The sequence below is a fragment of the Haemophilus parainfluenzae genome (genome assembly GCF_003252725.1).
Classification (GTDB): domain Bacteria; phylum Pseudomonadota; class Gammaproteobacteria; order Enterobacterales; family Pasteurellaceae; genus Haemophilus_D; species Haemophilus_D parainfluenzae_L.
Genome location: NZ_QEPO01000006.1, coordinates 68937 through 87101, shown reverse-complemented (window position 1 = coordinate 87101; position 18165 = coordinate 68937). Strand labels below are relative to the sequence as shown.

General features: G+C 41.0%; 13 protein-coding genes. 3 read left to right on the top strand and 10 right to left on the bottom strand.

Annotated features, from left to right (window positions below; genetic code table 11):
* Positions 1–8: 8 nt before the first annotated feature.
* The 7 genes from DPV85_RS07765 to DPV85_RS07735 are packed head-to-tail and all read right to left on the bottom strand — an operon-like array spanning position 9 to position 9044.
* Positions 9–1739 carry a hydrogenase large subunit gene (locus tag DPV85_RS07765; protein WP_049365604.1) on the bottom strand — a complete coding sequence of 577 codons (1731 nt, stop codon included), beginning with the start codon at positions 1737–1739 and terminating at the stop codon, positions 9–11.
* Positions 1740–1759: 20 nt separating this feature from the next.
* On the bottom strand, positions 1760–3298 hold the full coding sequence (locus DPV85_RS07760; protein ID WP_111327629.1) for a hydrogenase 4 subunit F: 1539 nt from the start codon (positions 3296–3298) through the stop codon (positions 1760–1762).
* A gap of 4 nt (positions 3299–3302) precedes the next feature.
* Positions 3303–3941 carry a hydrogenase 4 membrane subunit gene (gene hyfE, locus DPV85_RS07755; RefSeq protein ID WP_111327628.1) on the bottom strand — a complete coding sequence of 213 codons (639 nt, stop codon included), beginning with the start codon at positions 3939–3941 and terminating at the stop codon, positions 3303–3305.
* Between the two features lie 15 nt (positions 3942–3956).
* Positions 3957–5402 carry a hydrogenase 4 subunit D gene (locus DPV85_RS07750; protein ID WP_111327627.1) on the bottom strand — a complete coding sequence of 482 codons (1446 nt, stop codon included), beginning with the start codon at positions 5400–5402 and terminating at the stop codon, positions 3957–3959.
* A gap of 11 nt (positions 5403–5413) precedes the next feature.
* Entirely contained in the window at positions 5414–6376 is a 963-nt protein-coding gene (locus DPV85_RS07745; protein ID WP_111327626.1) for a respiratory chain complex I subunit 1 family protein, read from the bottom strand.
* A 10-nt stretch (positions 6377–6386) separates the two neighbouring features.
* Positions 6387–8408, bottom strand: a complete 2022-nt coding sequence (hyfB, locus tag DPV85_RS07740) for a hydrogenase 4 subunit B (protein ID WP_111327625.1) — start codon at positions 8406–8408, stop codon at positions 6387–6389.
* Positions 8409–8444: 36 nt separating this feature from the next.
* On the bottom strand, positions 8445–9044 hold the full coding sequence (locus DPV85_RS07735; RefSeq protein ID WP_049357467.1) for a 4Fe-4S dicluster domain-containing protein: 600 nt from the start codon (positions 9042–9044) through the stop codon (positions 8445–8447).
* A gap of 343 nt (positions 9045–9387) precedes the next feature.
* Between DPV85_RS07735 and hybG the strand changes: the two genes are divergently transcribed.
* Together hybG and hypF are read left to right on the top strand one after the other, a co-directional pair.
* Entirely contained in the window at positions 9388–9663 is a 276-nt protein-coding gene (gene hybG, locus DPV85_RS07730; RefSeq protein ID WP_005696275.1) for a hydrogenase maturation factor HybG, read from the top strand.
* A 13-nt stretch (positions 9664–9676) separates the two neighbouring features.
* Complete coding sequence (hypF, locus tag DPV85_RS07725) at positions 9677–11944, top strand: carbamoyltransferase HypF (RefSeq protein ID WP_111327624.1); 2268 nt, start codon at positions 9677–9679, stop codon at positions 11942–11944.
* Between the two features lie 87 nt (positions 11945–12031).
* Here the strand turns inward: hypF and DPV85_RS07720 are convergent, their stop codons facing one another.
* The gene (locus tag DPV85_RS07720) at positions 12032–12949 is read right to left on the bottom strand and encodes a LysO family transporter (protein ID WP_176747776.1); all 918 of its coding nucleotides are present in this window, start codon (positions 12947–12949) and stop codon (positions 12032–12034) included.
* Positions 12950–13070: 121 nt separating this feature from the next.
* Positions 13071–14162: a 3-deoxy-7-phosphoheptulonate synthase AroG gene (gene aroG / locus DPV85_RS07715; RefSeq protein WP_111327623.1), complete on the bottom strand. Its 1092-nt coding sequence runs from the start codon at positions 14160–14162 to the stop codon at positions 13071–13073.
* 416 nt (positions 14163–14578) lie between these two features.
* On the opposite strand from aroG, the gene DPV85_RS07710 reads away from it, so the two are divergent.
* Positions 14579–15970, top strand: coding sequence for a DegQ family serine endoprotease (locus DPV85_RS07710; RefSeq protein ID WP_049385140.1), 1392 nt, complete (start codon positions 14579–14581; stop codon positions 15968–15970).
* A gap of 36 nt (positions 15971–16006) precedes the next feature.
* On the opposite strand, the gene uvrB is transcribed toward DPV85_RS07710, so the two are convergent.
* Complete coding sequence (uvrB, locus tag DPV85_RS07705; RefSeq protein ID WP_111327622.1) at positions 16007–18043, bottom strand: excinuclease ABC subunit UvrB; 2037 nt, start codon at positions 18041–18043, stop codon at positions 16007–16009.
* Between the last annotated feature and the right edge of the window lie 122 nt (positions 18044–18165).

Sequence of the window (18165 nt, the reverse complement as noted above, 5' to 3'; positions counted from 1 at the left end):
CGCCTCCCCTATTTCAATGGTGAATTTTTACGTTCGATACCGTAGCGTTCAATCTCTTTATAATCCACGGTTTTCGCTTTGCGTTTACGTACATCCACCACGGTGACACGGTCGGTACAAGAATAGCAAGGGTCAAGACTACCAATAATAAGTGGCGCATCAGACACAGTGTTGCCACGCAACATATAGCGCAAGGTTGGCCAGTTAGCATAAGTGGCAGCACGACAACGCCAACGGAAAAGTTTTTGGTTGTCGCCTAGCATTGACCAGTGAATATCCTCACCACGTGGCGCTTCCGTAATCCCTAAAGCAAAACGTCCTGGCGTATAATTGAAACCTTCTTTTAAGATTTCACCACTCGGCAAATTGTCCACCATGTAATCAATGATATTCATAGACTCAAACACTTCATTAATCCGCACTTTCACACGAGATAATACATCACCATTTGCTTCAGTGAAGAGATTGAAAGGGATATCGCCATAACCGGAGAATGGGTGTACTTTACGCACATCACGCGCAAAGCCAGAACCACGAATCATTGGACCAACCGGGCTGAAGTCACGAGCGATATCTTTTGCCAAGACACCAACGCCGACCGTACGTTGTTCCATATTCGGTGTATTTAATAAAATATCGGTTAAGGTTTTGAGTTCTTCACGCATTTCACCGATAAGCTTGATACATTGCTCACGTTGATGTTTCAACATGTCGCGACGCACACCACCGATAAGGTTAATACCATAGGTTTTACGTGCACCAGTTAGCACTTCAGCCAAGGTCATGGATTTCTCACGAACACGGAAGAATTGCATAAAGCCGGTATCAAAGCCGGTAAAGTGGCTAGATAGACCTAAGTTTAATAAGTGACTGTGTAAACGTTCTACTTCTAACAAAATCGCACGGATCCATTCAGCACGTTTTGGAATTTGAATCCCCAAAGCGCTTTCTACGGAATTAGCATAGGCCACACTATGTGTGAAACCACAAATTCCACACACACGGTCAGCAAGGAAGTTAACTTGGTCGTAATCCATACGGGTTTCCGCCAATTTCTCCATACCACGGTGCACATAGAACAAACGATAGTCCGCATCAATGATATCTTCCCCATCCACGAATAAACGGAAATGTCCTGGTTCATCCGAAGTGATATGTAACGGGCCTAGTGGAACAATACGTGCTTCGCCTTTTTCGTTAATAAATTCGTATGTTTCTGTCGCGGTTGTCGGATCGGGACGTAAACGATAGTCCATTGAGTCTTTACGTAATGGATAAAGATCATCCGGCCAATCATCTGGCAACACTAAGCGACGTTGGTCAGGTAAACCAACGGCTTTCAAACCATACATATCGAATAATTCACGTTCGCCCCAAACAGCTGCTTTGACTTTTGGTGTCACTGACGGAAATTCTAAGCTCACAGGATCAACTAAGGCTTTAATGGTGATAAAAGTTTTCACTTCCCCTTCCATGGAAAGCACGTAGTACACTGCATAGTTGCCATGAATTGAACGCTCATCATTCCCGAATACCAAAGGTAACCAACCTTCATGTTGATAATAAAGGTATTCAACAACATCAGGTAACATATTGGTTTTAATGGTAAGTGTAACCTGATTTGGTGTTGACCACTCCTCATCCAAAATGGTATTTGGAAATTTTGCATTGACTGCTTCAATGTAATTTTTGCCAATCATTTTGGCTGGATCGACTGATGTATTTTTAGTTAATTCCATATATTTATCCCTCCTGTCGATCATTGCGCTAAACTTTGCCAAGGTAAAACTAACATTTCACCAAAAGACACTTGTTCAGATCCGAGTACAATTCCGACCGCACTTTTTAATAACTGCAAAATTGGTTCGGCAATATGAATACCCATAATAAACATGAATAACAATAAAATTGCCATCGCCACGAGTGAAACTTTGTTCACATCCCCCACTTCAACATTATCCGGTTGTTTGCCTAATACGGTTTTTAATACCATTAAAGACAATCCAGCTAACACGATAGTGAGTAAAATTAAACAGAACACCATTAACCAAGTTTTACCTGCGTAAATACCGGCAACAGCAATACTAAATTCACTGACGAACACGTTAAATGGTGGGATACCACCTAGTGCTAACGCACCACCGGCAAATAACACCGCCGTCATTGGTGCGACACGCCATAAACCACGTACTTGGTTCATATCACGGGTTTTATATTTTAATAATATGTTACCTGAAGCACAGAATAACAAGGTTTTCGCTAAACTATGGTTGATGGTATGTAATAAACCCGCAAATACACCGATTGGGCCACCTAAACCAAAGGCAAAGCTAATTAACCCCATGTTTTCAATACTGGAATATGCCAATAAACGTTTGATGTCGAATTGGACGATAATAAACAACGCCGCCACTAATACAGAGAGTAAACCAAATACCAACAATAAGGTTTGCGGGTATGTAGAACCGACTGCTTTAGAAACTAAGATGTAATAACGCAATACCACCAACATGGCACAATTCAATAATACAGCAGATAGAATCGCACTCACTGGACTTGGTGCCTCACTGTGTGCATCAGACAACCAAGTATGCATTGGAAATAGACCGCATTTAGTACCAAACCCAACCAAAATAAAGGCGAAAGCAAGATACATGAGCATTGGATTCAAACCCGCTGCCTGTTGATTGATTTCTGTCCAGAAAATAGCTTGGCTTGGATCTGCTAAAAGATTTGTTCCATTAGAGAACGTTAAAATTGTGCCATACAATCCAAACGCCACCCCAACTGAACAAATAATGATGTATTTCCATGCTGCCTCAAGAGAGGTTTTTTGTTTGTATGTGCCGACCAAAAATGCAGAACTTAATGTGGTGGCTTCAATGGCTGCCCACATCAAAATCACATTATTGGTGATCACAGAAATAATCATGGTGAAGAAAAACAAATGCAAAAAGCCGTAATAATTGCAATATGTTTTCAAATCAAGATGTCCTTCACAATATTCCGTACCAATGTAGCCGATAGAATAAATACCGGCTAATGTTCCGACAATAGCGATAAGACCTAAGAAAATAGCAGATAGACTGTCGATGTAAACCCAGTTATTTAATGCACTGATTTCCCCCTGAGTTAGCACGCCATTAATAACTTGTAAGGCAAATGCTAACATCAAAATCAAACCTGTAACATGAAGTGCGGTACAAATTGTCCGTGCTTTTGTCACGCTACAAGCGAAACTGGCAAGTGATATTGCTAAAGGTGCGATTAATAACGCGATTATCCATTGTTCATACATAGCGTTACCCCTTCAAACTCATAAGTTGTTTTGCATCTAATGAATGGAATGTACGGTAAATTTTGTTTACCAACACCACCATTATGATGACGGCAAAGATAGCATCTGTGGCAATTCCGATTTCCACTAACTCAGGTGCTTTATTTGCCAATAAGGCTAATGTGAGATGAGAACCGTTTTCCATCAAACAATAACCGAATACTTGTTTTACGATATTGCGTTGGCTAACAATGCATACTAAACCTAATAAAAAGTGACTTAATGACACTGATAATGCCGGTTTAAGATGAGCAACCAACGGTAAATCGATTGGGATAACAACAAAGTAGCACAATGTAACTATCACTGCTGTGATCGGGATCAACCAAGCGACATTTATTCCAGCTGGAGTTTGACTTTCATCAACTTTTTTCATCGCATAGATTAAAATTGCTGGCACCAAAACCACTTTAGTAATAAATGCGCTAATTGACCACATGTAAAGTTCGTGGGCTTGCATTTCATTAGCAAGATAAACAAACAGTAATACCAATACCAATGATTGCAAACTGTAAAATAACGCAGCTTTTTTGGCGGTTCGAACCATAATTACGCAAAGAGAGGTAATAATGAGTAAACACGCAAGTCCATTTATCATTAACATAGATTCCTCCTTAACCTAACCCGCCAAACCTAGCCAATATGCAGCAATGAAGCTAGAGCATACAGACATCACCATGAGAACCACTAATACAATACTCATAGAAAGCGTAATTGGTTGTGCTTCAGCAACAGCTTCTGACGGTTTACCGATGACACATTGTCCGAATTTATACAACAACCATACGAATGTCGCGGTAGATTCAACTAAAGCAAGCACCATTAACCAAGTAATCCAGCCATATTCATGGCCTAATTCAAATCCGGCCGCAAATAATGGATATTTACTGAAGAATCCGTTAAACGGTGGTACCCCGGCAATCGCTAACGCGGCTACGCCAAATCCAGCCCCTACCACTGGCATTGTACGCATAATGCCTTGTAGTAATGGCATAGAACGAGTTCCAGTCGCATAACTTAATGAACCAGCGACCAAGAAGAACAAGCTTTTCGCGAAAGCATGGTTGAAGATGTAGCTAATCGCTGCCACAAAGGCCAATTTAGAACCTAATGCAGCAAGAGAAATCCCAATGAAAATATAAGACAGTTGGGTAATAGTTGAATACGCCAATAAACGTTTTAAGTCAGTTTGTGGCAAGTACATTAAGAAGCCGTAAATTAAGGTAATCATCGCCATGATGATGCCGACTTCACCCACAATATGTGGAATCTCACCAGCAGACATAACAGAACGAGCGAAGATATACACCCCAACTTTAACCATTGATGCGGCGTGCAAATACGCACTCACCGGTGTTGGTGCTTCCATCGCATTCGGCAACCAAATTTGCATTGGTAATTGCGCTGATTTACCCCACGCAGCAAACATCACACCGAATAACACGATGGTTTTCGCACTCGGATCTAAATGTTCTAATGCTGTGATAGAGAAAGTACCTGATTGGCTGAATAAATAGGCTGCGGCAATATATAACCCGATTGCTCCCACGTGGGTGATAATCAAGGCTTTCATTGCGGCTGCTTGAGCTTTTGGTGTTTGGTAATAACTGATTAATGCCCAAGAACATCCCCCAGTAATTTCGAAGAACAATAATTGTCCTGCTAAAGTTGAGGAATACACCAAGCCTGCCATGGCTCCGATAAAAATCAGCAAGAATGCATAAAAACGTGGTAACCCGTTATGTGGATGTTCGCGGTTTTTATCGGTTAAGTAACCACAAGAATATAAGCAGATTAAGAAACCTAAGGCCACAACGGCAAAGGCAATTAATGTACTGACTGCATCAAGAGTAACACCAAAGATCGCGGTTTTATCAAAAGCAACAATGTCATAAGTGACGCTTTGATGGCCATCAGCAAACCATTGCCCAGCAACTAACATGGTTCCTAACGTAGCAAGCGCTGCAAATACAGTGGCAATTTGAGCAAAGTGTTTTTTGTTCAAACCAACAATAAACGCCCCTACGAAAGGTAAAATGATTGTAATCAGAGCTAAACGTTCCATATTTGTCCTCCTTACAACCCAGTGAAGTAAAATACAAACGCCAACACAGAAATGCCGAAGCCGACCACGGTTAAACGTCCTGTTAACATAAAGCGGGTACGAGAAAGTGTGTTTTCAAAGACACAAGCCAATACGAACACCACTAATAATTTCACGAAGAATAAAACACCGCCTAAAATGACCGCACTTAAGCTCATCTCTGTCGGGATACCGAAAGGAAGCAACACGCTCACAAAGATAGATGCCACAACCATAGATTTTAAACTTAAGCCGATTTTTAATAAGGCGAGTGCTGGACCAGAATATTCAGTCAATGGACCTTCTTGTAATTCTTGTTCCGCTTCCGCCAAATCGAATGGGATTTTACCCATTTCAATAAATACGGCGAAGAATGCTGCGGCGATAGCAATCACTGTCGCAATTGGATATTGCCAAGTGTTTTCGGAAAGTGCATTACCGATAACCGCAAAATTGGTTGAACCGGCAATTAAAGCAATCACAAGGAATGCCAACATGAGAATTGGCTCTACCAAAACACCCAATGTCACTTCACGACTTGCCCCTAAACTTGAGAATGTGCTGTTTGAATCCAAACCCGCAATTGAAAAGAAGAAACGGAACAAGGCGAATAAATAAATCACGGTGATTAAATCACTGCCTGCGCCAAACGGTGCAACACGGGTAAATAAAGGTAAGCTCATGGCAACTACCATCACAGTGCTAATTAGCACATAAGGCATCACTTTAGAAACCCAACCCGCATTGTCAGGCCAAATATTTTGACGTTTCATTAATTTCGCAATGTCGCGATAATCTTGTAACACGCCTGGACCGCGACGAGATTGAATGCGAGCACGGATCATACGTGAAATACCGGAAAATAACGGTGCAAGAGCAAGTAAAATCAAGGCTTGCACAATGGCAAAAACAAACATTCCGGCAGATGTTGCAATTTCTGAAGGTAACGTAATCATCTTCAACCTCCTACATCAACGCAATGGAAAGTAGTATTGCCACCAAGGCAATCACGAAGTACACGCAGTACAAACGGAAGTCACCTTGTTGCAACCATTGAATTTTAGTTCCTAACCAAGGAATAAAACGAGCGATCGGCATGGTCACTTTTTCTTCCCAGAAAGGTTCTGTTTTTGTTGCGCCTTTAATTACTGCTTGGATACCTTTATCACCTAAAGGTGCAGGATCCAACACTTCGCGCAAGGTATAAAGCGATTTGAAAATTGTACGTAATGGACGAGTAAAACTACCCGCAGAAGCCGCCATATCTTGTTCATAAGCATAACCACAAGCCCATGGATTGCCTTTTGCACGATCGGATAAACGTTGATTTTTGGTGAACGCATAAAAACTAAATGGCAAGAAGAAAAATGCCAATAACATGATAGTCACCATCGGTGTTGAAAGTGCTGTATGCGGTTCAGCTTGTGCAACCACTACTCCATTTTGAGCCAACATGAGTGGTTCGCTATGAGCAAGTGCGGTCGAAATTTTTGCTATTATTGGGGTTACCACTGATGCGCCCACACCTAACAACACACAACATAACGCCAACACAGCCATCGCAATGACCATTGGTTTTGGCACTTCACGTGCATTAGCTGCTTTTTCACTACGTGGTGCACCACCAAAGCTGATACCGTATACTTTCACGAAACAAAGTGCTGCTAACGCACCCGTCAATGCCAACATAATGATGGCGATAGGACCAGCAAGTTTTAAGACGAAATCATCACTTTGGCTTAAGGTGAATAAGGATTGATAAGTAAACCATTCACTGACAAAACCATTAAACGGTGGCAATGCAGAAATCGCCATGGTACCGATTAAGAAACAGAATGCAGTGTAAGGCATAAGTTTGCCTAAGCCGCCCATTAAGTCCATGTCTTTAGTATGCAAGCGATACATTACTGAACCTGCACCTAAGAATAACAAGCCTTTGAACACGGCATGGTTAAGTAAGTGGTATAACCCACCAAGTAAGCCTACGGTAGCCAATACAGGATGATGTGTCGCGATACCAATCATACCAACGCCAACACCCATCATAATGATGCCGATATTTTCTACTGTGTGATAAGCCAAGAGTTTTTTGATGTCATGTTCTGCCAAGGCATAAAGTACGCCGAGTACGGAAGATACCGCACCGAAACCAAGCACGATAACGCCATACCAAACATTGGTAGAGCCGAGAAGATCGACACCCACTTTAATGATCCCGAAAATACCAATTTTTACCATCACACCAGACATCATTGCGGATGCATGAGAAGGTGCAGCCGGGTGAGCTTTCGGTAACCAGCTGTGTAATGGAATCATCCCTGCCTTGGCGCCAAAACCTAAAAATGCCAAAATAAAGGCGGTAAAGGCAAGCGGTGCCGGTAAAGTGGTTTGACGGAATGCGCTAAATTCAAAACTACCGGCATAGCAGTAGAAAATGAAGAAGGCGATCATAATTAATACCGAACCGGCATGCGCAATAAAGAAATAAAGCAAGCCTGCATTGACGGCATTGTCATCTTGTTCGGTAAGCACTAAGAAATAAGATGCCAATGACATCATTTCAAAGAATACAAGGAAGTAGAACGCATTATCGCTGGTAACTAACGCAACCATGGAAGCGATAAATAAATTCATAAAGAAGCCCATGGAACCTGCGCCTTTACCTTTATATTCTTTTACATAAGAGAAAGAATAAAGTGCGGTCACAATCACTAATAAAGAAATGACACACACCATAAAGGCTGCCAATCCGTCAATACGGATGGAGAACGAGGCAAATTCAAATGGGGTTTTGAAAACATCAACGACTGTGTCGCTGCTGATCAGAACGGGGATGCAGGCAACAATACCTAACACTCCAGCAAGTACACCGGTCACGCCGGATATATTGATTGAAAGTTGTTCGTTTCGTCTCACTACGAGCGAAATAAACGCACCTACGACATAAATCAACAGGGTCGTGATGAGTAAATTGATTGGTAAACTCATAATATCACTCCATTGATTACAAGTTAAACACACTAATTATCTTGGGATAGCAGGCGAAGAAACCATTGCCATTTCACGTTTTCTTTCGTTAGCCTGCTTGATACTCTCATCACTAATAATAAATAACGTTTTGGTCGGACAGGTTTGTACACAAGCCGGACCATCTTCACGGAAATAGCAAAGATCGCATTTCACCGCAATGGCTTTTACGCCAGGTTGCCATGCCAACATATTGTGTAAATCCGTATTATCTGGTGCAGTACGAATATCTCGTTTTACCGCATCAGTGAAGGAAAATCCTTCATAATAGGTTGGTGCGTCAATCGGTGCTGAACCATGTTGGGTAATTGCACCGAATGGGCAAGCAATACCACAAAGTTTACAACCGATACAGAGACTTTCGTTAAGTTGAATGGTGTCATCAATATGTGTAATGGCGTGTACAGGACACACGGTAGCACATGGTGAATCATCACAATGACGACAGAGAATTGGCACGGTTACATCGTCATTACGCATGACTTGTAAGCGTGGAAAAGATTGTAATCCGAAAGCTTTATGCACTTCGCTACAAGCGGCCATACAGGTGTTGCATCCAATGCAATCCTTCGGATCACCGATTACAAAACGATTCATACATTCCCCTCCTTGTATGTAAATAACGTTTCTACAATAACCACTCTAGAAGTAAGGATACTCCCGTCGAAAAGTAAAGCTCAAGAAGTAATTCAAAAATTTGTGATTAAGATCAAAAGATTTCCATTGTTTTTCTATTACTGAGATGCCCCTGTTAAATAACAGTGAAACATAATAATTTTATGTTAAAAATGTGAACGGATTTTCAACAATAGACATTGTCCTATTTGAAATATCGCTATACAAATTTAAATGCTTACGTGATAAAATTCCCTTTTCGCAATATGTTTATTGCCTCACAATAAACAATTCATCTCATAAACATTCTAACTAAGGACAGATTATGTGTTTAGGTATTCCGGGACAGATCATTCAAGTAGCTGACAGCGCATTACAGCTTGCTGTAGTCGATGTGTGCGGAGTTAAAAGAGAGGTTAATATTTCATTAATTTGTCAGGATGACCCAAAACCTCTCGTCGGTAAATGGGTACTCGTGCATGTGGGTTTTGCCATGACGATTATCGATGAAGAAGAAGCAAAACAGACGCAAGAAGCCTTAATTGCGATGAGCCAGCTAGAACACGAAGTCGGCGATTTTCTTGGCCTCAATCAAAAATAAACAGGATTGCGTCATGCAAGGGATCGAATTACGCATAAAAGGAAAAGTTCAGGGCGTGGGATTTCGCCCTTTTGTTTGGCTTCTGGCAAATCAATATGGATTAAATGGCGATGTCAATAATGATGGACAAGGCGTATTAATTCGTTTTGCTTCTCCACCAGCAGATACACTCGAGCAATTTTTATCCGACTTACAAAATAAACTCCCACCGCTAGCGCAAATTACTGATATTACTCAGCGTGCCATTGATTGGCCAGAAGCAACTGCAATAACAGGCTTTACTATCCGAGAAAGCGAAAACAATCAAATGGACACGCAAATTATTCCCGATGCAGCGACCTGTCCACATTGTTTAGCCGACTTATTCGATCCCAACAATCGACGTTATCACTACCCCTTTACCAATTGTACCCATTGTGGCCCGCGTTTCACCATCATTAAGGCAATTCCTTACGACCGAAAAAACACAGCGATGTCAGTTTTTCCGCTTTGTCCACAATGTGAAAAAGAATATAAAGATCCCGCTGATCGTCGTTTTCATGCTCAACCTAACGCTTGTTCGGTCTGTGGTCCCCATATCTGGTTGCAAAATAGAGAACAAACACTCGCCACTCATGAAATGGCACTAAAACAGACCGCACTTTTATTGCAACAAGGTCATATCATTGCAGTTAAAGGCTTAGGTGGTTTTCATCTAGCCTGTGATGCGAATAACCAAAAAACTGTTGATTTATTACGTCAACGGAAACATCGTCCAACAAAACCATTAGCCATCATGGTGCCTGACTTGCAGTTTTTACAGGATTTAGCGCCTCAAGAAACAGAATTGCTGACAAGCAGTGCTGCACCGATTGTACTACTAGCAAAACATAAAGTACCCAATATTGCTGATAACATCGCACCTCACTTGCAAGAAATCGGCGTCATGCTTCCAAGTAACCCACTGCAGCATTTGTTGTTACGCACAGTTAATCGTCCGCTAGTCATGACCTCTGCTAACGCAAGCGGGCAACCTCCCGTACTGAAAAATGAACATGCTGTAGAACAATTAGCTGACTTAGCTGATGTTTATCTTTGTCACAATCGCGATATTTTACAACGTGCCGATGATAGCCTTGTTCGTGTTGCCTTTGATGGATTAGAAACGCTACGTCGTGCTCGTGGCTACGTGCCCGATGAAATACCACTTGAAACACAAAGCACAAAAAATGTGTTGGCGTTAGGTTCTGATCTGAAAAATACATTCTGCTTACTACGTCACAATAAAGCCGTACTAAGCCAACATATTGGCGATACAGCAAATGAGCAAGTGCGGTCACAATTAAGTGAAAATCTTGAATTATTTCAAAATATTTATCAATTTAAACCAGACATTATCGCTGTCGATGCTCACCCTGGCTATTTTTCATCTTCGATTGGTAAAAAACTTGCCGAACAGCAACAAATCACACTAATAGAAGTATTACATCATCATGCTCATATTGTCAGCGTAATGGCTGAACAGAATTGTAATGAACCTGTAATTGGTCTTGCTCTAGACGGTATCGGCATGGGCGAAAATGGACAACTTTGGGGGGGCGAATGCCTACTCGTTGATTATCAGCATAGTCAATATTTAGGTGGTCTGCCTGCTGTTGCTCTACCAGGCGGCGATCTTGCTGCCAAACAACCTTGGCGCAACTGGCTGGCTCACCTGCATCAATTTGTGCCACAATGGCAAGAAATTCTCACAAAAACTTGCACTGAACCGAATTGGCAAATATTAGTCAATGCCATTGAGCGCGGACTCAATTGTCCACCTATATCATCTGCGGGTCGTTTATTTGATGCCGTAGCTTATGATCTCGGTATTGCACCAACCATTGTTTCTTGGGAAGGTGAAGCTGCTTGCCATCTCGAAGCGCTAGCAAACACCTCATCTTTGGCTACCCAAGCACAAAGTGCGGCCAATATTCCAGTAAAAATGTCGCTTATCGGCAATAAACTGGATTTGGCTTACTTTTGGCAAAGTTGGTTGAATTATCATGCTTCTGTTGAAGATAAAGCCTTTGCCTTTCATTATGCTCTTGCCCAAGGTTTTGCTGAACTTGCTGCAAACCAAGCACGCCAACACCAATGCAGTACCATCGTATTATCCGGCGGTGTGATGCATAACCAACTGCTACGTCGCTTATTAAAAGAAAATTTGAGCGAATTCCATGTACTAAGTGCGCATAAACTACCGATGGGTGATGGTGGACTCAGTTTAGGGCAGGCTGTTATTGCCATGCATAAAAACTGATACTCCCTAATATTAAAATATAAGAAAAAGAGTTAATCGAAAAATAACGATTAACTCTTTTGTTTTTGTATTTATTTTTTTATCTTTTTATAGCGGAATACTAGAAAAGAAAACCAATAACAATGGTGGCAGAATATTCGTAACAAAACCGAATGAAATTGCAATTGGCGTGACTTCAATACCTCCTGCTTTTTGAATAATTGGCAAGGTGCAATCTATTGCTGTCGCCCCCGTAATCCCAATTGCCGTCGAACGGAAATGACGCATAAATAATGGGATCACAAATAAACTGACAATTTCACGGGATAAGTCATTAAAAAAGGCAATACTGCCCTGCACTGGTCCCCATGCATTGGTCAATACCACACTGGATAACGAATACCACCCCATTCCAGAGGCAAACGCCAGCCCTTGTGTAATTGGCATCGCCAAAACGAAAGCAGCAATGATACCGCCTAGTAATGAAGTAAACGTAAACACCATCCCTGTTTGGAAACCTCGTTTATTGAAAAGGGCCTCTTTTAAGGAAATACCGTTATTTCTTAGTTGGATCCCCACAAAGAAAATCAGTACGATCAATACATACAGATTAATTCCAGTAGGCAACATGAGATAGGATTTGAATAAGAAACCACAAAGGGTGCCGATCACTACCGTGCCGGAAAGTTTGAGCGAGTCAATTAAGGAGTGCCAGCGAGAATCAATTTTACCTTGTGATTTAAGTGGCTCAGCGGGGTTAAAGCGGTCATAAAGCATCAAGCCAATCATATTGGATCCCAAAATGATCGCAGATAGCGTCACTGCAGTTGTGCCAATAATCGGCAGTTTATGCTCTAAATCATCTAACTGGCCAAGTAAATACCCCATTAAGAAAAGAATAATGTAAAGCAAAAACATCACGATATGATTTATTTTTGCAATATAGGATTTATTATTGACCTTTAATAAATAACCTAACACCATCGGTATTAAGACAATTAATAAGCCATTTATCATATCCTGCATCATACATCTCCTTTCTTATTCCATTAGAGCTAGCATACCCCTTTTCGTCCTCTTTTTCAAAGCGCATAAAAAAAGTGCGGTCAAATCAACCGCACTTTTAATCATCTGAAAATTAAACTGATTAGCCATTCACTTGACGACGTGCTAATACAGCATCAGATAACTGTTTTAACACGATTTCTGTATCTTCCCAACCGATACAAGCATCAGTGATACTTTGTCCATAAGTCTGTGCTTTACCATCGACTAAATCTTGACGACCTTCAACGATATGACTTTCTACCATGACACCAAAGATCTGTTTTGAACCACCTGCGATTTGCTGGCAAACATCTTCACAAACGTCCATTTGTTTTTTGAATTGTTTGCTACTATTTGCATGGCTGAAATCAACCATTACATGTGGAATACGACCTGATTTTTCGATCTCTGCACAAACTTTTGCAACATCTTCTGCTTTATAGTTAGGGCCTTTATCCCCACCACGTAAAATGATGTGGCAGTCTTCATTTCCTTTTGTTGAAACAATAGCCGAATGACCAAATTTTGTCACAGATAAGAAGTAATGCGAAGCTTCTGCCGCTCCCATTGCATCTAAGGCGACTTTTACGCCACCGTTTGTGCCATTTTTAAAGCCTACCGCACAAGATAAGCCTGACGCTAATTCACGATGAACTTGAGATTCAGTTGTTCTCGCACCAATTGCGCCCCAGCTCATGAAATCCGCTACATATTGTGGTGTGATCATATCTAAGAACTCACCCGCTGATGGTACGCCTAAGTTGTTAATATCTGATAATAATTTACGTGCAATACGCAAACCATCATTTAAACGATATGTATCATTTAAATAAGGATCGTTAATTAGGCCTTTCCACCCCACTGTTGTACGCGGTTTTTCAAAGTAAACGCGCATCACTACTTCAAGTGTATCTTTATATTTATCACGTAATACTTTTAAACGTTTTGCGTAATCTAATGCGGCTTTAGGATCATGAATAGAACAAGGACCAATTACTACAAGTAAACGGTCATCTTTTCCATGAATAATATTGTGTGCGTGCAAGCGGGTTTTATGAACTAAATCAGCCGCTTCTTGACTTGCAGGAAATTTTTCTAATAAGGCAATTGGAGGTAATACCTGATCGACTTTTTCAATTCGGGTATCATCATTTGCAACTTTTACTTCGATTTCTTCTTTCTTCGTCGCCATATGTCACTCTCTAAATCTTAAATGTTGTGCTTAAATCTAATGGCGTTACTCTACACCTATTTTTTGTACTAGTAAACTAGTTCATTTGAATTCTTACACAATTATTATGTGATTGCGTAAAATTTATACTACCTAAGCAGTAAAATAGGGCGTTATTAAACTATATTTCCGCCTTGGCTGGCAAGGTTTTTGACGTAAAAATAGGTTGTACCAGCCCTATTAAAACAGAATGATTCTTTTATCCTTCAAATTAACAAAGAGGTTTAGATAAATGCGGGCAAAAAAAAAACAATTTCAACATCTATCGCACTTTTTAAAAATATTTTTTCAATGCCCTTGTTTTTACTGAACATCCCCCTCATTTTTTTGTCTGATTGAACACTTATTCAATCATTTATTTTTACTTGGAGAACTCTATGAAGAAAAGAAATTTTGTATTAACCGGTATAGCATTAGGTTTAAGCGTGTTTGCAACCTCTTTATCCGCTCAAGCGGCTATTCCCAATGAGATTGTCGAACAAGGTAGCCTTGCGCCAATGTTAGAAAAAGCACAAGCAGCAGTTGTGACCCTTTCTGTTGAAGGCAAAGCAAAAGCAAACAGCCGCTCAGCATCACCTGATGATATTCCAGAAGAATTTAAATTTTTCTTTGGTGATCAATTTGGCGAACAATTTGGTGGAGATCGTGGTGCATCACGCAACTTCCGAGGTTTAGGTTCTGGCGTGATCATCAATGCAGATAAAGGCTATGTTTTAACTAACAATCACGTGGTAGATGGTGCGGATAAAATTACCGTAAAATTACAAGACGGACGTGAATTCAAAGCCAAACTTGTTGGAAAAGATGAACAATCTGATATCGCTTTAGTGCAAATCGAAAAACCAACAAATCTCACCGCGATCAAAATGGCTGATTCAGATAAATTACGTGTTGGTGATTTTACCGTTGCTATTGGTAACCCATTCGGTTTAGGCCAAACCGTCACTTCTGGTATTGTTTCAGCACTTGGTCGTTCTACTGGTTCAGATAGCGGTGCATATGAAAACTATATCCAAACGGATGCGGCGGTAAACCGTGGTAACTCTGGTGGCGCATTATTGAACTTGCAAGGTGAATTAATTGGTATTAATACCGCGATTATTTCTCCAAGTGGTGGTAACGCCGGGATTGCCTTTGCAATTCCAAGCAACCAAGCCAATAATCTCGTTCAACAAATCTTAGAATTTGGTGAAGTACGCCGTGGTTTACTCGGTATTAAAGGTGGCGAATTAAATGCAGATTTAGCAAAAGCCTTTAATGTCAGTGCGCAACAAGGTGCATTTGTGAGTGAAGTTATCCCAAATTCTGCTGCCGAAAAAGCTGGCTTGAAAGCGGGTGATGTGATCACTGCAATGAATGGTCAAAAAATCTCAAGCTTCGCCGAAATGCGAGCTAAGATTGCGACCTCTGGTGCAGGTAAAGAAATTGAACTCACTTACTTACGTGATGGCAAAACTGACAACGTAAAAGTGACCTTACAAGCGGACGATGGTACGCAAACAGCAAGTAAAACAGAACTTCCTGCACTAGATGGTGCAACCTTAAACAACTACGATGCAAAAGGTGTTAAAGGTGTAGAAATTAGTAAAGTACAGCCAAATTCAATGGCGGCACAACGTGGTTTAAAATCGGGTGATATCATCATCGGCATCAACCGTCAGCCAATTGAAAGCACGCAAGACTTACGCAAAGCGCTAGATGAAAAACCATCTGCTGTTGCACTCAATATCTTACGTGGTAAAAACAACTTCTACTTATTAGTGCAATAAAATAAAAAGAGCGGTCAATTTGACCGCTCTTTTTCTTTATTCCGATATCATAAACTGCTCTCTCAATTGATGAAGCTGATCGCGTACTGCGGCGGCTTTTTCAAATTCGAGATCTTGAGCAAATTTATACATTTGTTGTTCCAATTTCTTAATTTGTTGTTGGAATTCTTTGGCTGATTTAGGCGCATTGTAAAGTGCGGTCGGTTCAGCAGCTGTTTTTCCACGCTGTTTCGATTTGGCTTTTTGATTTGCACCTTGACCAATATCTAATAACTCGCCGACTTTCTTATTCAATGCCTGTGGAACAATACCGTGCTCTTCATTATATTTCATTTGTTTTTCACGACGGCGATTCGTCTCAGTAATGGCTTTTTCCATAGATTTAGTCATGCTATCAGCATACAAAATTGCTTTACCATTTAAGTTTCGAGCAGCTCGACCGATGGTTTGGATTAAGGAACGTTCAGAACGCAAGAAACCTTCTTTATCCGCGTCTAAAATCGCCACAAGAGAAACTTCTGGAATATCCAAGCCCTCACGTAACAAGTTGATACCAACCAATACATCAAATTCGCCTAAACGTAAATCTCGAATAATCTCTACACGCTCAACAGTATCAATATCAGAATGCAAATAACGTACACGAATGCCATGTTCATCTAAGTAATCCGTTAAATCTTCCGCCATTTTCTTCGTCAGCGTTGTCACTAAAACACGCTCATTTTTGTCCGCTCTTTGACGCGCTTCAGACAGTAAATCATCCACTTGAATAGATACTGGACGAATTTCAATTTGTGGATCAAGTAAGCCCGTTGGACGTACCACCTGATCGACAATTTCACTTCCTGATTTTTCCAACTCATAAGGACCTGGTGTTGCGGAAACGTAAATCGTCTGTGGTGCTAGACGTTCGAACTCTTCGAAGCGTAATGGACGGTTATCCAATGCAGAAGGCAAACGGAAACCATATTCCACCAAGGTTTCTTTACGTGAACGGTCACCACGATACATCCCACCAATTTGCGGTACTGTCACGTGTGATTCATCAATAATCAAAATCGCATCAGACGGCATATAATCAAACAATGTCGGAGGCGGTTCGCCTTCATTTCGACCAGAAAGATAGCGTGAATAGTTTTCGATGCCTGAGCAATAGCCGAGCTCGTTCATCATCTCAATGTCAAATTGTGTACGTTGGGTAATACGCTGCTCTTCCAACAATTTATGCTCTTTGATGAAATACTCACGGCGTTGCACAAGCTCCGCTTTGATTTTTTCAATAGCATCTAAAATACGTTCTCTTGGTGTTACATAGTGGGTTTTCGGATACACCGTAAAACGTGGAACAGCGCCGAAACTAGTACCCGTTAAAGGATCAAATAAACTTAAACGTTCAATTTCATCATCAAATAATTCAATTCGTACCGCTCGATCGTCTGATTCTGCAGGGAAAATATCAATCACTTCACCGCGCACACGGAATGTACCACGCTGAAAAGCTTGATCGTTTCTTGTATATTGTAATTCCGCCAACTTCGCTAAAATCTGACGTTGATCGATAATTGCCCCTTGTTGTAAATGCAACATCATTTGCAAATAGCTATCCGGATCACCCAAACCATAAATTGCCGAAACAGATGCGACTACGATAGTATCTCGACGCTCTAAGAACGACTTGGTAGCTGAAAGCCGCATCTGTTCAATTTGATCATTAATAGAAGCATCTTTTTCGATAAAGGTATCACTACTCGGTACATAAGCTTCTGGCTGATAATAATCATAGTATGAAACGAAATATTCCACCGCGTTTTCAGGAAAGAACGCCTTCATTTCCGCATAAAGCTGAGCGGCAAGGGTTTTATTTGGGGCAAGTAACATTGCAGGGCGATTTAACGTTGCAATGACATTCGCAATGGTAAAGGTTTTACCCGATCCCGTTACCCCGAGAAGGGTTTGATGCGCCAAACCATCCTCTAAATTTTCGACTAATTTTTCGATTGCTTGGGGTTGATCACCGGAAGGTTTAAAATCGGAGTGAAGGATAAAAGGCTTAGTATTAATTTTCTCTGCCATAAGTGCGGTCAATTTTTTTACTGTTTTAGAAGTGTGACTATTTTAGCACATTTATTACTCCAAATTGAGCGATAAAAATCCAAGTTTTACACACACTTAGGCGTGTCAAGTCTTAAACACTT

Coding starts and splice junctions, on each gene's coding strand:
- DPV85_RS07765 (WP_049365604.1), bottom strand. CDS start 1,739: ATGGAATTAACTAAAAATACATCAGTCGATCCAGCCAAAATGATTGGC.
- DPV85_RS07760 (WP_111327629.1), bottom strand. CDS start 3,298: ATGTATGAACAATGGATAATCGCGTTATTAATCGCACCTTTAGCAATA.
- hyfE (WP_111327628.1), bottom strand. CDS start 3,941: ATGTTAATGATAAATGGACTTGCGTGTTTACTCATTATTACCTCTCTT.
- DPV85_RS07750 (WP_111327627.1), bottom strand. CDS start 5,402: ATGGAACGTTTAGCTCTGATTACAATCATTTTACCTTTCGTAGGGGCG.
- DPV85_RS07745 (WP_111327626.1), bottom strand. CDS start 6,376: ATGATTACGTTACCTTCAGAAATTGCAACATCTGCCGGAATGTTTGTT.
- hyfB (WP_111327625.1), bottom strand. CDS start 8,408: ATGAGTTTACCAATCAATTTACTCATCACGACCCTGTTGATTTATGTC.
- DPV85_RS07735 (WP_049357467.1), bottom strand. CDS start 9,044: ATGAATCGTTTTGTAATCGGTGATCCGAAGGATTGCATTGGATGCAAC.
- hybG (WP_005696275.1), top strand. CDS start 9,388: ATGTGTTTAGGTATTCCGGGACAGATCATTCAAGTAGCTGACAGCGCA.
- hypF (WP_111327624.1), top strand. CDS start 9,677: ATGCAAGGGATCGAATTACGCATAAAAGGAAAAGTTCAGGGCGTGGGA.
- DPV85_RS07720 (WP_176747776.1), bottom strand. CDS start 12,949: ATGCAGGATATGATAAATGGCTTATTAATTGTCTTAATACCGATGGTG.
- aroG (WP_111327623.1), bottom strand. CDS start 14,162: ATGGCGACGAAGAAAGAAGAAATCGAAGTAAAAGTTGCAAATGATGAT.
- DPV85_RS07710 (WP_049385140.1), top strand. CDS start 14,579: ATGAAGAAAAGAAATTTTGTATTAACCGGTATAGCATTAGGTTTAAGC.
- uvrB (WP_111327622.1), bottom strand. CDS start 18,043: ATGGCAGAGAAAATTAATACTAAGCCTTTTATCCTTCACTCCGATTTT.